Genomic DNA, 15680 nt, shown 5'->3' on the forward strand with positions numbered 1-15680 from the left:
GGTGCATGTCGTACTCGCCGGCGGGGGGACCGCCGGTCACATCGAGCCGGCCATGGCCCTCGCGGATGCCCTCCGCAGGCACGACCCGTCCGTCGGGATCACCGCCCTGGGCACCGAGCGCGGACTGGAGACCCGGCTGGTACCCGAGCGCGGCTACCAGCTGGAGCTCATCCCGGCCGTCCCGCTGCCCCGCAAGCCCACCCCGGAGCTGATCACCGTCCCCGGCCGGCTGCGCGGCACCGTCCGGGCCGCCCAGGAGATCATCGAGCGGGTCAACGCGGACGCCGTGGTCGGCTTCGGCGGCTACGTCGCGATGCCCGCCTACCTGGCCGCCAAGCGGGCCGGCGTGCCGATCGTGGTGCACGAGGCGAACGCCCGCCCGGGCCTGGCCAACAAGATCGGCGCCCGCTACAGCGACTTCGTGGCGGTCTCCACGCCGGACAGCAAGCTGCGCGACTCCCGGTACATCGGCATCCCGCTGCGCCGGACCATCGCCACCCTGGACCGCGGCGCCGCCCGCCCCGAGGCCCGCCAGTACTTCGGCCTCGACCAGCGGCTGCCCACGCTGCTGGTCTCCGGCGGCTCCCAGGGCGCGCGCCGGCTCAACGAGACGATCACCGCGATCGCCCCGCGGCTCCAGCAGTACGGCGTGCAGATCCTGCACGCGGTCGGCCCGAAGAACGAGCTGCCGCAGGTGGCGGACGTCCCCGGGATGCCGCCGTACCGTCCGGTTCCGTACCTGGACCGGATGGACCTCGCCTACGCGGCCGCCGACATGATGCTCTGCCGGGCCGGCGCCATGACGGTGGCCGAGCTGGCGGCCGTCGGCCTGCCCGCCGCCTTCGTCCCGCTGCCGATCGGCAACGGCGAGCAGCGGCTGAACGCCCAGCCGATGGTCAAGGCCGGCGGCGGTCTGCTGGTGGACGACGCCGAGCTGACCCCGGACTGGGTGCTGCAGAACGTGCTGCCGGTGCTCACCGACCCGCAGCGGCTGTGGGACATGAGCCGGGCGGCCGCCGAGTTCGGTCGCCGGGACGCCGACGACCTGTTGGTCGGCATGGTCTACGAGGCGATCCAGGCCCACCGCGGCGGCCGCCGCCGTGGCTGACGGCCGGCTCGCCGACCCGTTGGAGGAGGAGCTGGAGGAGGAGGAGTCCGCTCCCCGCCTCCGGCTCTCCCGGCGGGGCATCGTGGTGCTGGGCGCGCTCGGCGCCGCGGTGTCCGGCGTGCTGGCCTGGCTGGTGTTCTTCTCCTCGGTCCTGGACGTGCGCGACGTCGCCGTCCAGGGGACCAGCGACGGCAAGCTGACGGCGGACCAGGTCCGCGCGACGATCGGCGGGCTCGGCGACGGCCCGCTGGCGCGCGTGGACCTGGACGACGTCCGCCACCGGGTGGAGGCGGTCCCCCGGGTGGCCGGCGCCGAGGTGTGGCGGGGCTGGCCGCACACCCTGCGGGTGAAGGTCGTCGAACGCAAGGCGGTGGCCGCGGTCAAGGGGGATGACGGCCAGTTCACCCAGGTGGATGCCGGGGGCGTGAGCTTCGCCACCGAACCGGCCCCGCCGGAGGGCCTTCCCGTGGTCGAGCTGCGGCTCAGTCAGCAGGCGAACGACGCGGACGGGGTGATCTCCCGTTCGCAGTTGGTGCAGGGCGCGGTGGCGGTGGCCGCCGGGCTGCCGCCGGAGGTCGCCAAGCGGGCGGGATCGGTGCTGGTGCACTCGTACGACGACATCGAGTTGCAGCTCAGCGGGGGTGCGACGGTGCGCTGGGGGAGTCCGGAGCAGATCGACCGCAAGGCCCGGGTCCTGGTCGCCCTGATGAAACAGAAGGGCACGAACTTCGACGTGACGGCGCCGGAGGCGCCGGCGGTGTCGGGATGATCCGGTAGGTTCTCTGCCTGAGGGTGGGGTTGACGCCTCGAAGTGTCGGCCCGACTCTTGGTGGTCACCCCCGGTTTCCTAAGCCGGCCGATGATCACATAGGCTCAAAAGAAAAAGGGAAGCTCGGCGTGTTCGTTGAAACACGTGCCTGGAGCCACCTAGTGTCCTGTGTCACCAGACTGTGTTTCCTGGTGATGTGACGGAGGCACAGAACTAACCCTAAAGGTCAAGTTTAGGGTTGGGGTCGGCGGTCGGCATTTCGGACATTCAGTCAGAAACCAGGCTCCCTACCCATCGACATCCGTCGGTACGGCCCCGCCCCGGGTCGGGCCGACCCGGAAATTCGAGGCGAGAGGCCTTCGACGTGGCAGCACCGCAGAACTACCTCGCAGTCATCAAGGTCGTCGGAATCGGCGGCGGTGGTGTCAACGCCATCAACCGGATGATCGAGGTCGGTCTCAAGGGCGTCGAGTTCATCGCGATCAACACCGATGCGCAGGCCCTCCTGATGAGCGACGCCGACGTCAAGCTCGATGTGGGCCGTGAACTCACCCGGGGCCTCGGCGCCGGCGCCAACCCCGAGGTCGGCCGCAAGGCCGCCGAGGACCACCGCGAGGAGATCGAGGAGGTCCTCAAGGGGGCCGACATGGTCTTCGTGACCGCCGGTGAGGGCGGTGGCACGGGTACGGGCGGCGCTCCCGTCGTCGCCAACATCGCTCGCTCGCTGGGCGCCCTGACCATCGGCGTGGTCACCCGCCCGTTCACCTTCGAGGGCCGCCGCCGGGCCAACCAGGCCGAGGACGGCATCGCCGCCCTGCGCGAAGAGGTCGACACCCTCATCGTGATCCCCAACGACCGGTTGCTGTCCATTTCGGACCGCCAGGTCAGCGTGCTCGACGCTTTCCGCTCGGCCGACCAGGTCCTGCTCTCCGGTGTCCAGGGCATCACCGACCTGATCACCACCCCGGGTCTGATCAACCTCGACTTCGCCGACGTCAAGTCCGTCATGTCGGACGCCGGTTCGGCGCTCATGGGCATCGGCTCGGCCCGCGGTGAGGACCGCGCCAAGGCTGCCGCCGTGATGGCGATCTCCTCGCCGCTGCTGGAGGCCTCGATCGACGGCGCCCGCGGCGTGCTGCTGTCCATCTCGGGCGGCTCCGACCTCGGTCTGTTCGAGATCAACGAGTCGGCCCAGCTGGTCAGCGAGGCGGCCCACCCCGAGGCGAACATCATCTTCGGTGCGGTCATCGACGACGCGCTCGGCGACGAGGTCCGGGTCACCGTCATCGCGGCCGGCTTCGACGGCGGGCAGCCGCCGGCGATCGTCCGCGACCCGGTGGTCAAGTCCACCGCCCCGGAGCGCCCGGCCACCCCGCCGGCCGCCCCGGAGCGCCCGGCCGGCCGCCCGTACGGGAGCATCGGCTCGGTGACGTCCCGTTCGGAGGGCGAGTCCTCGACCTCCGGGTCGAGCCGGACCGCCGAGACCCAGGCCACCGCGACCGCCGCCGCCCCGGTGCCGCCGCAGGTGCAGCCGGCCCGGCAGCCGTTCGTGGAGAGCCCGGCCGAGGAGCTCGACGTCCCGGACTTCCTTAAGTGATCGATCACGCGATCCGCGCGGGTGCTCACTTCGCCTTCACCTCCCGGTGGGGCGGGGTGAGCACTTCGCCGTACGGGGAGCTCAACCTCGGGGGCGCCGTGGGGGACGACCCGCGGGCCGTGCGGGAGAACCGGGCGCTGGCCGCCCGGCGGCTGGGGCTCGACCCGGCCGACGTGGTGTGGATGAACCAGGTGCACGGCGCCGAGGTCGCCGTGGTGACCGAGCGCCAGCAGCTCGGGCAGGCCCCGACGGTGGACGCGGTGGTCTCCGACCGGCCGCTCGCGCTGGCGGTGCTGACCGCCGACTGCACCCCGGTGCTGCTGGCCGATCCGGTGGCGGGCGTGGTGGGCGCGGCCCACGCGGGCCGGCCCGGGCTTGCGGCCGGGGTGGTGCCCGCGGCCGTCCGGGCGATGGTCGAACTGGGCGCGGAGCCCTCGCGGATCACCGCCGCCACCGGACCCGCGGTCTGCGGCCGCTGCTACGAGGTGCCGGCCGGGCTGCGCGACGAGGTCGCCGCGGTGGTGCCGGAGGCCTTCGCCGAGACCTCCTGGGGGACTCCGGCCCTGGACGTTCCGGAGGGAGTCGCGGCCCAGCTGGCCGCGGCGGGGGTCAACGAGCTGGTGCGGTCACCGGTCTGCACCCTCGAATCCGCCGATCACTACTCCTATCGCCGTGAGCAGCGCACCGGCCGGCTCGCGAGCTACGTCTGGTTGGGCTCTGATCACTGATGACGAACGACATCTACGGACCGTTCCCGGGAAGCACCGAGTTCGTGGCGGCGCTGACGGAGGGCCAGCGGGCCCGGTACGAGGAACTCGGCACCAACCTCGAGGTGGTCGAGCGCCGGATCGCGGACGCGTGCGCGGCCGCCGGGCGCGCCCGGGACGAGGTCACCCTGGTCGTCGTCACCAAGACCTACCCCGCCGAGGACACCGCGCTGCTGGCCGGACTCGGTGTGACGGACGTCGCCGAGAACCGCGACCAGGACGCCGCTCCCAAGGCGGAGCAGTGCAGAAACCTTCCTCTTGACTGGCACTTCGTCGGCCAGCTGCAGACCAACAAGGTCCGCTCGGTCGTCCGGTACGCGAACCACGTGCACTCGGTGGACCGGCTCCGGCTGGTCGAGTCGCTCTCCGCGGCGGTGCTCAAGTCGGAGCGCCCGGAGCTGGGTTGCCTGGTGCAGGTGGCGCTGGACAAGGCGCACGGGGAGGGCGGGCACCGGGCCGGGGTCGCGCCGGAGGACGTCGCGCGACTGGCCGATGCCATCGCCGACACGCCCGGGCTGCGACTGGACGGTGTGATGACCGTCGCTCCGCTGGCCGGCCCGCTGGCCGGAGATCCGGCCCGCGCCTTCGAGCGACTGGCGGAAATCGCAACCGCCGTACGGGCGGACCATCCGGCTGCCACCATGGTCTCCGCAGGGATGAGCGGCGACCTTGAGCAGGCGATCGCGGCCGGGGCGACACATGTGCGCGTCGGAACGGCGGTACTCGGAGTGAGGTCACCCCTCAGGTAACGTCACCGGGTAAGTAGATCAGACAGCAGGACAAAATAGGACAGAATCTAGCAGCTCTTCGGAGTGCTAGCGAACCGTGGATCGCAGCTCCGCGGCCCCCGCTCCACGCATCTGACCGGCCGTCGGGCTGACACGCCGTCGTGGAGGGACCGCGGAATCCGCAGGCGGGGCCGTCACGAGCCCGGGCTGCCGGGACGGAGCACCGGTCCGCACGGAGCGAGCGAAGCGGGCGACCGTCAGAAGGTGCGCGCGTCGCGAAGCTGCCGCCGAGCGTCAGCGAGGCGGCTATGAGCGGAGGAGACAGGAGCATGGCCGGCGCAATGCGCAAGATGGCGGTCTACCTCGGCCTCGTGGAGGACGAGACGTACGACGGCCAGGGGTACGACCCCGACGACGACTACGACGCGGATCCCGAACCGATCCGGACGGGCCAGCGGACCGAGGACATCCCCCGGCCGGCTCCGGCCCCCGCGGCCGCCGCGCCCGCTCCGGTCTCCTCGATCACCCCGCAGCCGGTGCCCGCGGCGGTGCCGATCCGGCAGGAGACCCCGAGGATGGCCCCCGTGTCGTCCATCACACCCGAACGCCGCCACAACCTGGAGAAGAGCGCACCGGTGATCATGCCCAAGGTCGTGAACGAACGAGAGCCCTACCGCATCACCACGCTGCACCCCCGAACCTACAACGAGGCCCGTACCATCGGGGAACAGTTCCGCGGCGGGACCCCCGTGATCATGAATCTGACCGAGATGGACGACACCGACGCGAAGCGACTCGTAGACTTCGCCGCTGGACTCGTCTTCGGTCTGCACGGCAGTATCGAGCGCGTGACACAGAAGGTGTTCCTGCTGTCGCCTGCTAACGTCGATGTCACGGCGGAGGACAAGGCTCGGATCGCCGAGGGTGGGTTCTTCAACCAGAGCTGACCCGGCCACGACTTTACGTGTGGATCTGATCAACAGTGGGTTAGCGACAGGTGACGAGCGGCAGGCCCGAGGGATCGGGACCGGGGAGAGGGAAACGCGATGGACATCGTGTGGGCGGTGCTCTACTACGCCCTGACCGTCTTCCTGGTGTTCCTGCTCGTGCGACTGGTCATGGACTGGGTCTTCCAGTTCGCGCGTTCGTGGCGGCCCGGCAAGGCCATGGTCCTGGTCCTGGAGGCCACGTACACTGTCACGGATCCGCCGCTCAAGCTTCTTCGGCGGCTCATTCCGCCGTTGCGTTTCGGGGGCGTGGCGCTCGACCTGTCCTTCTTCGTACTGATGATCATTGTGTATGTCCTGATCTCGCTTGTGCACCCCTAGTCGTAGGTGAGCGATGCGACAGGATGCCGGTGTGCCGACGATCACGTTGAGGTGAAGAGATGCCATTGACCCCCGAGGACGTTCGGAACAAGCAGTTCACGACCGTCCGCCTGCGTGAAGGCTATGACGAGGACGAGGTCGATGCCTTCCTCGACGAGGTCGAGGCGGAGCTGACCCGCCTCCTCCGGGAGAACGAGGACCTGCGCGCCAAGCTGGCCGCCGCGACTCGTGCCGCCGCGCAGAACCAGGCCAACCTGCGCAAGGAGCCGCAGCAGGACGCCCCCCGACAGGGCGGCGCTCCGGTGCCCGCCGCCATATCCGGCCCGCCGGTCCCCGGCCAGCAGGGTCCGGGCGGCCCCCAGCAGATGGGCCCCGGTGGTCCGCAGCAGATGGGTCCGGGTGGTCCCCAGCAGATGGGCCCCGGCGGCCCCCAGCAGCAGATGGGCAACCAGCCCCTCGGCCTGCCCGCCGGTTCCGCCCCGCAGCTTCCCGCTGCCGGCGGCCCGCAGCAGCAGATGAACCAGACCATGGGCGGCCAGCAGCAGCTGGTCCAGCCGATGGGCGGTCAGATGCTCCAGCCCATGGGCGGCCCCGGTGGCCCGCAGCAGATGGGCAACCCGATGGGCCAGGGCATGGGCCAGCAGCAGATGCAGCCGATGGGTGGCCCCATGGGCGGCCCGCAGCAGATGGGCGGCCCGATGGGCGCCCCGATGCAGCAGCAGGGTCCCGGTGGCGACAGCGCCGCCCGCGTGCTGGCGCTCGCTCAGCAGACCGCCGACCAGGCGATCTCGGAGGCCCGTTCCGAGGCCAACAAGATCGTCGGCGAGGCGCGCAGCCGGGCCGAGGGCCTGGAGCGCGACGCCCGTGCCAAGGCCGACGCGCTGGAGCGGGACGCGCAGGAGAAGCACCGCGTCGCGATGGGTTCGCTGGAGTCGGCGCGGGCCACGCTGGAGCGCAAGGTCGAGGACCTGCGGGCGTTCGAGCGTGAGTACCGCACGCGTCTGAAGTCGTACCTGGAGACCCAGCTGCGCCAGCTGGAGTCGCAGGCCGACGACTCGCTCGCTCCGCCGCGGATCCCCGCCACCGCGTCGCTGCCGCCGGCGGCCTCGTCGATGGCTCCGGCCGGTGCCGGTGCGATGAGCAGTGGCGCGCCGAGCTTCGGTGGCAACCAGCCGTCCTTCGGGGGCAACTCGCCGTCCTTCGGTGGGAACAGCTCCTTCGGTGGCGGCTCCTCCGCGCCGAGCTTCGGCGGTCAGTCGACCGGTGGCAACAGCGGTGCTCCGCAGATGCAGCCGGCCGGGATGACCCAGCCGATGGCGGCCGTCCGCCCGCAGCCGCCGCAGCCGATGCAGCAGGCTCCGGCGCCGATGCGGGGCTTCCTTATCGACGAGGACGGCGACAACTGAGGTTGTAGCAGGGCCTTCTGAGGGCGCCCCCTTTCCGACCCGCGGGTCGGAAAGGGGGCGCCCTTTGGCGTGCGTGGGGGCGTGCGCGAGGAGGTGGGGGCGCGCTCGTTGGTACGGGGCGCGGGCGTGGGGAACTCGGAGGGGGCGTGCGGGAGTTGGGGGGAGCGTGTGGCGTGGGTGGGTACGGCGAAGCCGCCGTCACCCCCGGGGGTGACGGCGGCTCCGTGGTGGGGCGTCAGGCCTTGCGGAGCTGGAAGGCCAGGCCGAGGGACTCGTCGGTGAAGGTCTCGGACTCCCAGTCGGCCGCACCGGCGGCGAAGTCCGTGGCCAGGACCTCCTCGGCGACGAGGGGGCCGTGCTCGGCGACGGCCTCGGCGGTCTCCTCCGAGGTGGCGCGCCAGCGCAGGACGATCCGGTCGGCGACGTCCAGGCCGGAGTTCTTGCGGGCCTCCTGGATCTGGCGGATGGCGTCGCGGGCGATGCCGAGGCGCTTGAGCTCCGGGGTGATGGCCAGGTCGAGCGCGACCGTGGCGCCGGACTCGTTGGCGACGGCCCAGCCCTCGCGCGGGGTCTCGGTGATGATCACCTCGTCCGGGGAGAGGGTGACCGTCTCGCCGTCCAGCTCGACCGAGGTCTCGCCGTTGGCGCGCAGTTCGGCGGCCAGGCGGGCGGCGTCGGTGGCGGCGACCGCCTTGGCGACGTCCTGGACGCCCTTGCCGAAGCGCTTGCCCAGCGCGCGGAAGTTGGCCTTGGCACTGGTGTCGACCAGGGAACCGCCGACCTCGGCCAGCGACTCCAGGGTGGAGACGTTGAGCTCCTCGGCGATCTGCGCGCGCAGGTCGGCGGGCAGCTCCTCCCAGCCCTGGGCGGCGACCAGCGCGCGGGAGAGCGGCTGACGGGTCTTCACGCCGGACTCGGCGCGGGTGGCCCGGCCCAGCTCGACCAGGCGGCGGACCAGCGCCATGTGCCGGGAGAGCTCGGTGTCGATCAGCGACTCGTCGGCGGTCGGCCAGCTCGCCAGGTGCACCGAGGCCGGGGCGTCCGGGGCGACCGGGGCGACCAGGTCCTGCCAGACCCGCTCGGTGATGAACGGGGTGAGCGGGGCCATCAGGCGGGTGACCGTTTCCAGGGCCTCGTGCAGGGTGGCGAGCGCGGCGGCGTCGCCCTGCCAGAAGCGGCGGCGGCCGCGGCGGACGTACCAGTTGGACAGGTCGTCGACGAAGCCGGAGAGCAGCTTGCCGGCACGCTGGGTGTCGTACGCCTCGAAGGCCGCGTCGACCTCGCGGACCAGGGTGTTCAGCTCGGAGAGCACCCAGCGGTCCAGCTGCGGACGGTCGGCCGGGGCCGGGTCGTTCGCCGAGGGCGCCCAGTTCGCGGTGCGGGCGTACAGGGCCTGGAAGGCGACGGTGTTCCAGTAGGTGAGGAGGGTCTTGCGGACCACCTCCTGGATGGTGCCGTGGCCGACCCGGCGGGCCGACCAGGGCGAGCCGCCGGCCGCCATGAACCAGCGGACGGCGTCGGCGCCGTGCTGGTCCATCAGCGGGATCGGCTGGAGGATGTTGCCCAGGTGCTTGGACATCTTGCGGCCGTCCTCGGCCAGGATGTGGCCCAGGCAGACGACGTTCTCGTAGCTGCTCTTGTCGAACACCAGGGTGCCGACGGCCATCAGGGTGTAGAACCAGCCGCGGGTCTGGTCGATCGCCTCGGAGATGAACTGCGCCGGGTAGCGCTTCTCGAACAGATCCTTGTTCTGGTACGGGTAGCCGTACTGGGCGAAGGGCATCGAGCCCGAGTCGTACCAGGCGTCGATGACCTCGGGCACGCGGGTGGCGGTGCCGCCGCAGTCGCGGCAGGCGAAGGTCACCGCGTCGATGTACGGGCGGTGCGGGTCGAGGCCGCTCTGGTCGGTGCCGGTGAGCTCGGACAGCTCGGCCAGCGAGCCGACGCAGGTGAGGTGGCCCTCCTCGCAGCGCCAGATCGGCAGCGGGGTGCCCCAGTAGCGGTTGCGGCTGAGCGCCCAGTCGATGTTGTTGTTCAGCCAGTCGCCGAAGCGGCCGTGCTTGACCGTCTCCGGGAACCAGTTGGTGGCCTCGTTCTCGCGGATCATCGCGTCCTTGACGGCGGTGGTCCGGATGTACCAGGACGGCTGCGCGTAGTAGAGCAGCGCGGTGTGGCAGCGCCAGCAGTGCGGGTAGCTGTGCTCGTACGGCAGGTGGCGGAAGAGCAGGCCGCGCTCCTTGAGGTCCGCGACCAAGGCCTCGTCGGCCTTCTTGAAGAACTGGCCGCCGACCAGCGGGACCTCGGGGGCGAAGGTGCCGTCGCCGAGCACCGGGTTGACCACCGGCAGGCCGTAGCGGCGGCAGGTCGCGAGGTCGTCCGCGCCGAAGGCGGGGGACTGGTGGACGATGCCGGTGCCGTCCTCGGTGGTGACGTAGTCGGCGGTGAGGACGTAGTGGGCGTTCTCGATCTCGACCAGGTCGAAGGGGCGGCTGTAGTTCCAGCGCTCCATCTCCGCGCCGGTGAAGGACTCGCCGGTGGTCTCCCAGCCCTCGCCGAGCGCCTTGGCGACCAGCGGCTCGGCGACGACGAGCTTCTCGGTGCCGTCGGTGGCCACCACGTAGGTGACCTCCGGGTGGACGGCGGCGGCGGTGTTGGAGACCAGGGTCCACGGGGTGGTGGTCCAGACCAGCAGGGCGGCCTGGCCGGCCAGCGGGCCGCTGGTCAGCGGGAAGCGGACGAAGACCGAGGGGTCGACCACGGTCTCGTAGCCCTGGGCCAGCTCGTGGTCCGAGAGGCCGGTGCCGCAGCGCGGGCACCAGGGGGCGACCCGGTGGTCCTGGACCAGCAGGCCCTTCTCGAAGATCTGCTTGAGCGACCACCAAACGGACTGGACGTACGACGGGTCCATCGTCCGGTAGGCCTCGTCGAGGTCGACCCAGTACCCCATGCGGGTGGTCAGCTCGGTGAAGGCGTCGGTGTGGCGGGTCACCGACTCGCGGCACCTGGCGTTGAACTCGGCGATGCCGTACGCCTCGATGTCCTGCTTGCCGGAGAAGCCCAGCTCCTTCTCGACGGCGAGCTCGACCGGCAGGCCGTGGCAGTCCCAGCCGGCCTTGCGGGCGACGTGGTAGCCCTTCATGGTCCGGTAGCGCGGGAAGACGTCCTTGAAGACGCGGGCCTCGATGTGGTGGGCGCCGGGCATGCCGTTGGCGGTGGGCGGGCCCTCGTAGAACACCCACTCGGGGCGGCCCTCGGACTGCTCCAGGCTGCGCTGGAAGATCTTGTTGTCCTGCCAGAAGGACAGGATCTGGTGCTCCAGGGCAGGCAGATCCACCTGCGCGGGAACGGGGTTGTAGGAGCTCATCGCGGGCGTCTACCTCCGGCGGATGCTGGGACTGGATCCTCCGGAGGGACGAGACGGACCTGCCGCCCCGCGGTACCACCCTCCTTGGCCGCGGTACTGCGTTCGCGGCCCTCTTGTTTGGGCTTGCTGCCGGGTCTAGTGGGCCACCGCGGTGATCGCGGCGGCCGTTCTTCCGGCGGCTCCGGGGTGATCTTCCCGCCGTGCACACCCCCGGGCTCACACCGTCCCCGGGTCGCTGGTGGCTGCGTACGTCGGTACTCGTCCCATCTGCGCCTTGCACGGCCAGTGTATCGGCCGGGTGAGTCGGTTTGTCCAAACCGTTTCCGGCGGGCGGGTGGGAGCGCTCCCCGGGGCGCTCGGGGAGCACTTCCGGGGCACTCCCGGAGCACTGCGAGGGCGTGCGGCGACGGAGGTTAGCCGGAGTCGATCTGGGCACAAATCTCTGAGCACACGGGGCGTGACGATTGGGGCGGCTGCCTGGGTGGGAACGTTATGAGGCGCCGGTATGTCATGTTGTGACCGGTTTTGATCGGGATTATCGTTCCGGCACTGGGAGCCGCCGGGAACCGGCGGCTCGATTCGTTCGTAGATGGGGTCGAAAGCCATGGCTGAGAAGGGAACCGGCGCGGGTACCGCCACCAAGCGGGCACGCAAGGCCGTGGCGGTCGACCCAGGGGAGGGGACCGTGACCACTACCGCACCGAAGAGCAGCACCGACACCGTCACCGCGTCGCGCGGCGCCGAGTCGGTGGACCCGGCCACGCTGCCGGTCCGGCCCGGCGAGGACCCGTGGACCACCGAGGAGGTCCACGAGCTGCACGACGAGCTGATCAGCGAGCTGGACCGGCTCCGGAACGAGATCGACGCCGCCGAGACGGCCATCTCCGGCCTGATGCGCGACTCCAACGACGGGGCCGGCGACGACCAGGTGGACGCCGGTACGAAGAACATCTCGCGGGAGAGCGAGCTGGCGCTCGCCAACAACGCGCGGGACAGCCTGGCCCAGACCGAGCGCGCGCTGGAGCGGCTGGAGGGCGTCGGCTTCGGCACCTGCGAGTCCTGCGGCCAGGCCATCGGCAAGGCCCGGATGCAGGCCTTCCCCAGGGCGACGCTCTGCGTGCAGTGCAAGGCCAAGCAGGAACGCCGCTGAACCGGGCGACCGGAGCGACGCGGGGGGTCGGGCTTGCCGTACGCTCGACCCCGTAACGTCGCCTGAATAACGTCGCCTGACGCGTTCGTGAACGCGGGCAGGCCGGCACGGGCCCACCACCCTCCCCCTCCAGCGGACCGGGGGAGCTCCACCGGCAGCGGAGCGGATCATCAGTACGCAAGGTTCCCCCCAGACCCGGGACGACGCCGTCCCGTCCCCCGCCGATGCCGTGGAGGTGCCCGTGACCGAGCCGACCGGGGCGTCCGCGGACGCGGCCACGGCCGAGAAGCCCAAGGGGCCGCGCCGGGTCGGCGTGCTGCTGGTCGTCGCCGTACTCGCCTTCCTGATCGACCTCGGCAGCAAGCTGCTGGTCGTCGCCCGGCTGGAGAACCACGCGGCGATCAAGGTGATCGGGGACGTCGTCACCTTCCAGGTGATCCGCAACTCGGGTGCGGCCTTCGGGATGGGGCAGGCGCTGACCGTCGTCTTCACGATGATCGCCTCCGCCGTCATCGTGGTGATCTGGCGGATCGCCCGCCGGCTGTACAGCCTGCCCTGGGCGATCGCGCTCGGGCTGCTGCTCGGCGGGGCGCTCGGCAACCTCACCGACCGGCTGTTCCGCGCGCCCGGCGTGTTCCGCGGGCACGTGGTGGACTTCATCTCCGTCCAGCACTTCGCGGTCTTCAACCTCGCGGACTCGGCGATCGTCTGCGGCGGGATCCTGGTGGTCCTGCTCTCCTTCCGGGGCAGCAACCCGGACGGGACCGTCCACCAGCCGGCCGAGAAGGCCGAGAAGACGGAGCGGGCCGAGAAGTAGGCCGAGAAGTGGGCCGGGCCACCGGCGGGCGGGGGCGGGTCGCGTTTCCGGCATACTCGTACGGGTGAGTACCGCAGCGCAGAACCGAAGCCTCCCCGTACCCGACGGCCTGGAGGGCGAGCGCCTCGACGCCGCCCTGGCCCGGATGTTCGGCTTCTCCCGGACCAAGGCCGCCGAGCTGGCCGCCGACGGCAAGGTCACGCTCGACGGCGCCGTGGCCGGCAAGTCGGACCGGGTCACCGCCGGTTCCTGGCTGGAGGTCGAGATCCCCGCCCCGGCCGCCCCCGTGCAGGTCGTCGCCGAGCACGTCGAGGGCATGCGGATCGTCCACGACGACGAGGACATCGTGCTGGTGGACAAGCCGGTCGGCGTCGCCGCGCACCCCAGCCCGGGCTGGAGCGGTCCCACCGTGATCGGCGGACTGGCCGCGGCCGGGTACCGGATCTCCACCTCGGGTGCCGCCGAGCGCCAGGGCATCGTGCACCGGCTGGACGTCGGCACCTCGGGGCTGATGGTGGTCGCCAAGTCCGAGCGCGCCTACACCGACCTCAAGCGGCAGTTCCACGACCGGATCACCGAGAAGCGCTACCACACGCTGGTGCAGGGCCACCCGGACCCGATGAGCGGGACGGTGGACGCGCCGATCGGGCGGCACCCCAGCTCGGACTGGAAGTGGGCCGTCACCCGGGACGGCAAGCCGTCCGTCACCCACTACGACCTGATCGAGGCGTACCGGGCCGCGTCGCTGCTGGCGATCAAGCTGGAGACCGGACGCACCCACCAGATCCGCGTCCACATGTCCGCGCTGCGCCACCCCTGCGTGGGCGACCTGACGTACGGCGCCGACCCGACGCTGGCCAAGCGGCTCGGGCTGACCCGGCAGTGGCTGCACGCGGTGTCGCTCGGCTTCGAGCACCCGTCGGACGGGCAGTGGGTCGAGTTCTCCAGCGAGTACCCGGAGGACCTGCGGAAGGCGCTGGACATCATCGCGGCGGAGAGCTGAGGTGACGGCCGCCGCGATCCGGGTCGCCGTGGGGGAAGCGGACCTGGAGCTGGTGCGCGCCGTCCGGCACGAGGTCTTCGTCGTCGAGCAGAACGTGCCGGAGGAGCTGGAGTACGACGAGTACGACGCGACCTCGGTGCACCTGCTGGCCGTCGGGGCCGACGGGGCCGCGCTGGGGACGGCGCGGCTGATCCACGGTGAGCCGGCGCGGAAGCTGACGGGCGGTGTCGACGGGCGGGTGCTGCTGGGGCGTCTCGCGGTCGTCGCGGCGGCCCGGGGGACGGGGCTGGGCGCGGAGCTCGTCCGGGCGGTCGAGGCGGCGGGGGTCGAGCACGGGGGTGCGGAGGTCGAACTGCACGCCCAGGTGCAGGCGCTCGGGTTCTACGAGCGGCTGGGGTACGTGGCGGAGGGGCCGGTGTACGACGACGCGGGGATCGCGCATCGGACGATGACGCGGGTGCTCTGAGGCGACCGAGGCGGGTGGGGCTGGACCTCCGGGGCGGGTTTCCGGTGGTCGCCTTCCGCTTCGCTCAGCTCCCCGCGCCCCTTCAGGGGCGCGGGGAGCTTTGTTTTTTGCGTCAGGTGTCGGTGGTGGTGCGCAGGCGGGGGAGGGCATGGGGGTGTTCGTCGCGCAGGTGGGCGATGAGCTGTTCGCGGATGTCGAAGCGGAGCTGGGCGGCGTCGTCGGGGGTGCGGGCGGTCATGGTGGCGCGGACGACGATGGTGCTGGGCGTGGTGTCGGTGACCTGGAGGGCCCACTCGGCGCCGTCCCAGAGCGGGTGCCGGTCGAGGCGGGCGCGCAGGGTGGTGCGCAGCTCGTCCACCGGGGTGGTGTGGTCGAGGTGGAGCAGGACGGCGGCCAGTAGGCCGGGGTCGCGGCGGGTCCAGTTCTCGAAGGGCTTGTTGACGAAGTACGAGACCGGGACGACCAGCCGGCGGTAGTCCCAGAGCCGGACCACCAGGTAGGTGAGGGTGATCTCCTCGACGGCGCCCTGCTGGCCGTCCACCACCACGGTGTCGCCGATCCGGACGGTGTCGCTGAAGGCGATCTGGAGGCCGGCGAAGAAGTTGCCCAGGGTGCTCTGGGCGGCGATGCCGGCCACGATGCCGATGAGGCCGGCCGAGGCGAGCAGGCTGGCGCCGACGGTGCGCATGGCGGAGAAGGTCAGCAGCATCACGGCCACCGTGACCACGACGATCAGCGCGCTGACCACGCTGCGCAGCATGCTGATCTGGGTGTGCACCCGCTGGATCCGGGCCGGGTCGTCGACGCGGGTCTCGTAGCGGCTGAGCAGGGCCTCCAGGGCGGCGGCCACCACGCGGACGGTGAGCCAGCCCAGCGAGGCGATCAGGAGCAGCAGGAGCAGGTGGTGCGCGCCGTCGTCGCCCGCCGTGCGGAGGATCCGCTGGAGCGGTTTGTTGGCGAGCAACAGGGCTGATGCCACGGTGAGTTGGAGCGGGATCCGGCATCTGCGGAGCAGCGGCCAGACCGGGGCCGAGGGGTGGCTGGCGGCGGTCCGCTGGAGGGCCTGGTCGACGATCCAGCCGACCGCCAGGGTGGCGGCGACGGTGGCGAGGAGCGAGATCAGCAGCCAGGGCATGGGCCGTACGATACTCGGGCACAGTGGGGTGAACCGGACGAA

Annotated in this window: 14 protein-coding genes; 12 read left to right on the plus strand and 2 right to left on the minus strand. The window is 71.4% G+C overall.

Going from position 1 to position 15680, the window contains the following annotated elements; genetic code table 11:
• Position 1 precedes the first annotated feature (1 nt).
• From murG to ACWDBE_RS23825, 8 genes are all read left to right on the plus strand, one after another.
• Positions 2–1108 (plus strand): undecaprenyldiphospho-muramoylpentapeptide beta-N-acetylglucosaminyltransferase, encoded by a 1107-nt coding sequence (gene murG, locus ACWDBE_RS23790; RefSeq protein WP_392869323.1) that lies wholly within the window; start codon positions 2–4, stop codon positions 1106–1108.
• Positions 1101–1877, plus strand: a complete 777-nt coding sequence (locus tag ACWDBE_RS23795) for a cell division protein FtsQ/DivIB (RefSeq protein ID WP_449808996.1) — start codon at positions 1101–1103, stop codon at positions 1875–1877. The genes murG and ACWDBE_RS23795 overlap by 8 nt, the downstream gene beginning before the upstream one ends.
• A 364-nt stretch (positions 1878–2241) precedes the next feature.
• Positions 2242–3474, plus strand: a complete 1233-nt coding sequence (gene ftsZ, locus ACWDBE_RS23800) for a cell division protein FtsZ (RefSeq protein ID WP_449789838.1) — start codon at positions 2242–2244, stop codon at positions 3472–3474.
• Positions 3471–4202, plus strand: a complete 732-nt coding sequence (pgeF, locus tag ACWDBE_RS23805; protein ID WP_392869317.1) for a peptidoglycan editing factor PgeF — start codon at positions 3471–3473, stop codon at positions 4200–4202. The genes ftsZ and pgeF overlap by 4 nt, the downstream gene beginning before the upstream one ends.
• Positions 4202–4990 carry a YggS family pyridoxal phosphate-dependent enzyme gene (locus ACWDBE_RS23810; RefSeq protein WP_449789837.1) on the plus strand — a complete coding sequence of 263 codons (789 nt, stop codon included), beginning with the start codon at positions 4202–4204 and terminating at the stop codon, positions 4988–4990. Before pgeF ends, ACWDBE_RS23810 begins: the two co-directional genes overlap by 1 nt.
• A gap of 308 nt (positions 4991–5298) precedes the next feature.
• Positions 5299–5916, plus strand: coding sequence for a cell division protein SepF (locus ACWDBE_RS23815; protein ID WP_224276937.1), 618 nt, complete (start codon positions 5299–5301; stop codon positions 5914–5916).
• A 99-nt stretch (positions 5917–6015) separates the two neighbouring features.
• A complete protein-coding gene (locus ACWDBE_RS23820) occupies positions 6016–6297 on the plus strand; it encodes a YggT family protein (protein WP_030060143.1) in 282 nt (93 codons plus the stop codon).
• Between the two features lie 59 nt (positions 6298–6356).
• Positions 6357–7703: a DivIVA domain-containing protein gene (locus tag ACWDBE_RS23825; protein ID WP_449789836.1), complete on the plus strand. Its 1347-nt coding sequence runs from the start codon at positions 6357–6359 to the stop codon at positions 7701–7703.
• 235 nt (positions 7704–7938) lie between these two features.
• Here ACWDBE_RS23825 and ileS read toward each other — a convergent pair whose 3' ends face one another.
• The gene (gene ileS / locus ACWDBE_RS23830; protein WP_449789835.1) at positions 7939–11067 is read right to left on the minus strand and encodes an isoleucine--tRNA ligase; all 3129 of its coding nucleotides are present in this window, start codon (positions 11065–11067) and stop codon (positions 7939–7941) included.
• 685 nt (positions 11068–11752) lie between these two features.
• Between ileS and ACWDBE_RS23835 the strand changes: the two genes are divergently transcribed.
• The 4 genes from ACWDBE_RS23835 to ACWDBE_RS23850 all read left to right on the plus strand — a co-directional run bounded on the left by ACWDBE_RS23835 (position 11753) and on the right by ACWDBE_RS23850 (position 14503).
• Complete coding sequence (locus ACWDBE_RS23835; protein ID WP_402405290.1) at positions 11753–12217, plus strand: TraR/DksA family transcriptional regulator; 465 nt, start codon at positions 11753–11755, stop codon at positions 12215–12217.
• Between the two features lie 241 nt (positions 12218–12458).
• Entirely contained in the window at positions 12459–13034 is a 576-nt protein-coding gene (gene lspA / locus ACWDBE_RS23840; protein ID WP_449808997.1) for a signal peptidase II, read from the plus strand.
• Between the two features lie 64 nt (positions 13035–13098).
• A complete protein-coding gene (locus ACWDBE_RS23845; RefSeq protein ID WP_449789832.1) occupies positions 13099–14037 on the plus strand; it encodes an RluA family pseudouridine synthase in 939 nt (312 codons plus the stop codon).
• A gap of 1 nt (position 14038) precedes the next feature.
• Positions 14039–14503 carry a GNAT family N-acetyltransferase gene (locus ACWDBE_RS23850; RefSeq protein WP_449789831.1) on the plus strand — a complete coding sequence of 155 codons (465 nt, stop codon included), beginning with the start codon at positions 14039–14041 and terminating at the stop codon, positions 14501–14503.
• A gap of 112 nt (positions 14504–14615) precedes the next feature.
• On the opposite strand, the gene ACWDBE_RS23855 is transcribed toward ACWDBE_RS23850, so the two are convergent.
• Positions 14616–15638 carry a mechanosensitive ion channel family protein gene (locus tag ACWDBE_RS23855; protein WP_449808998.1) on the minus strand — a complete coding sequence of 341 codons (1023 nt, stop codon included), beginning with the start codon at positions 15636–15638 and terminating at the stop codon, positions 14616–14618.
• Positions 15639–15680: the final 42 nt, after the last annotated feature.

Source organism: Kitasatospora sp. NPDC001132, assembly GCF_053598415.1.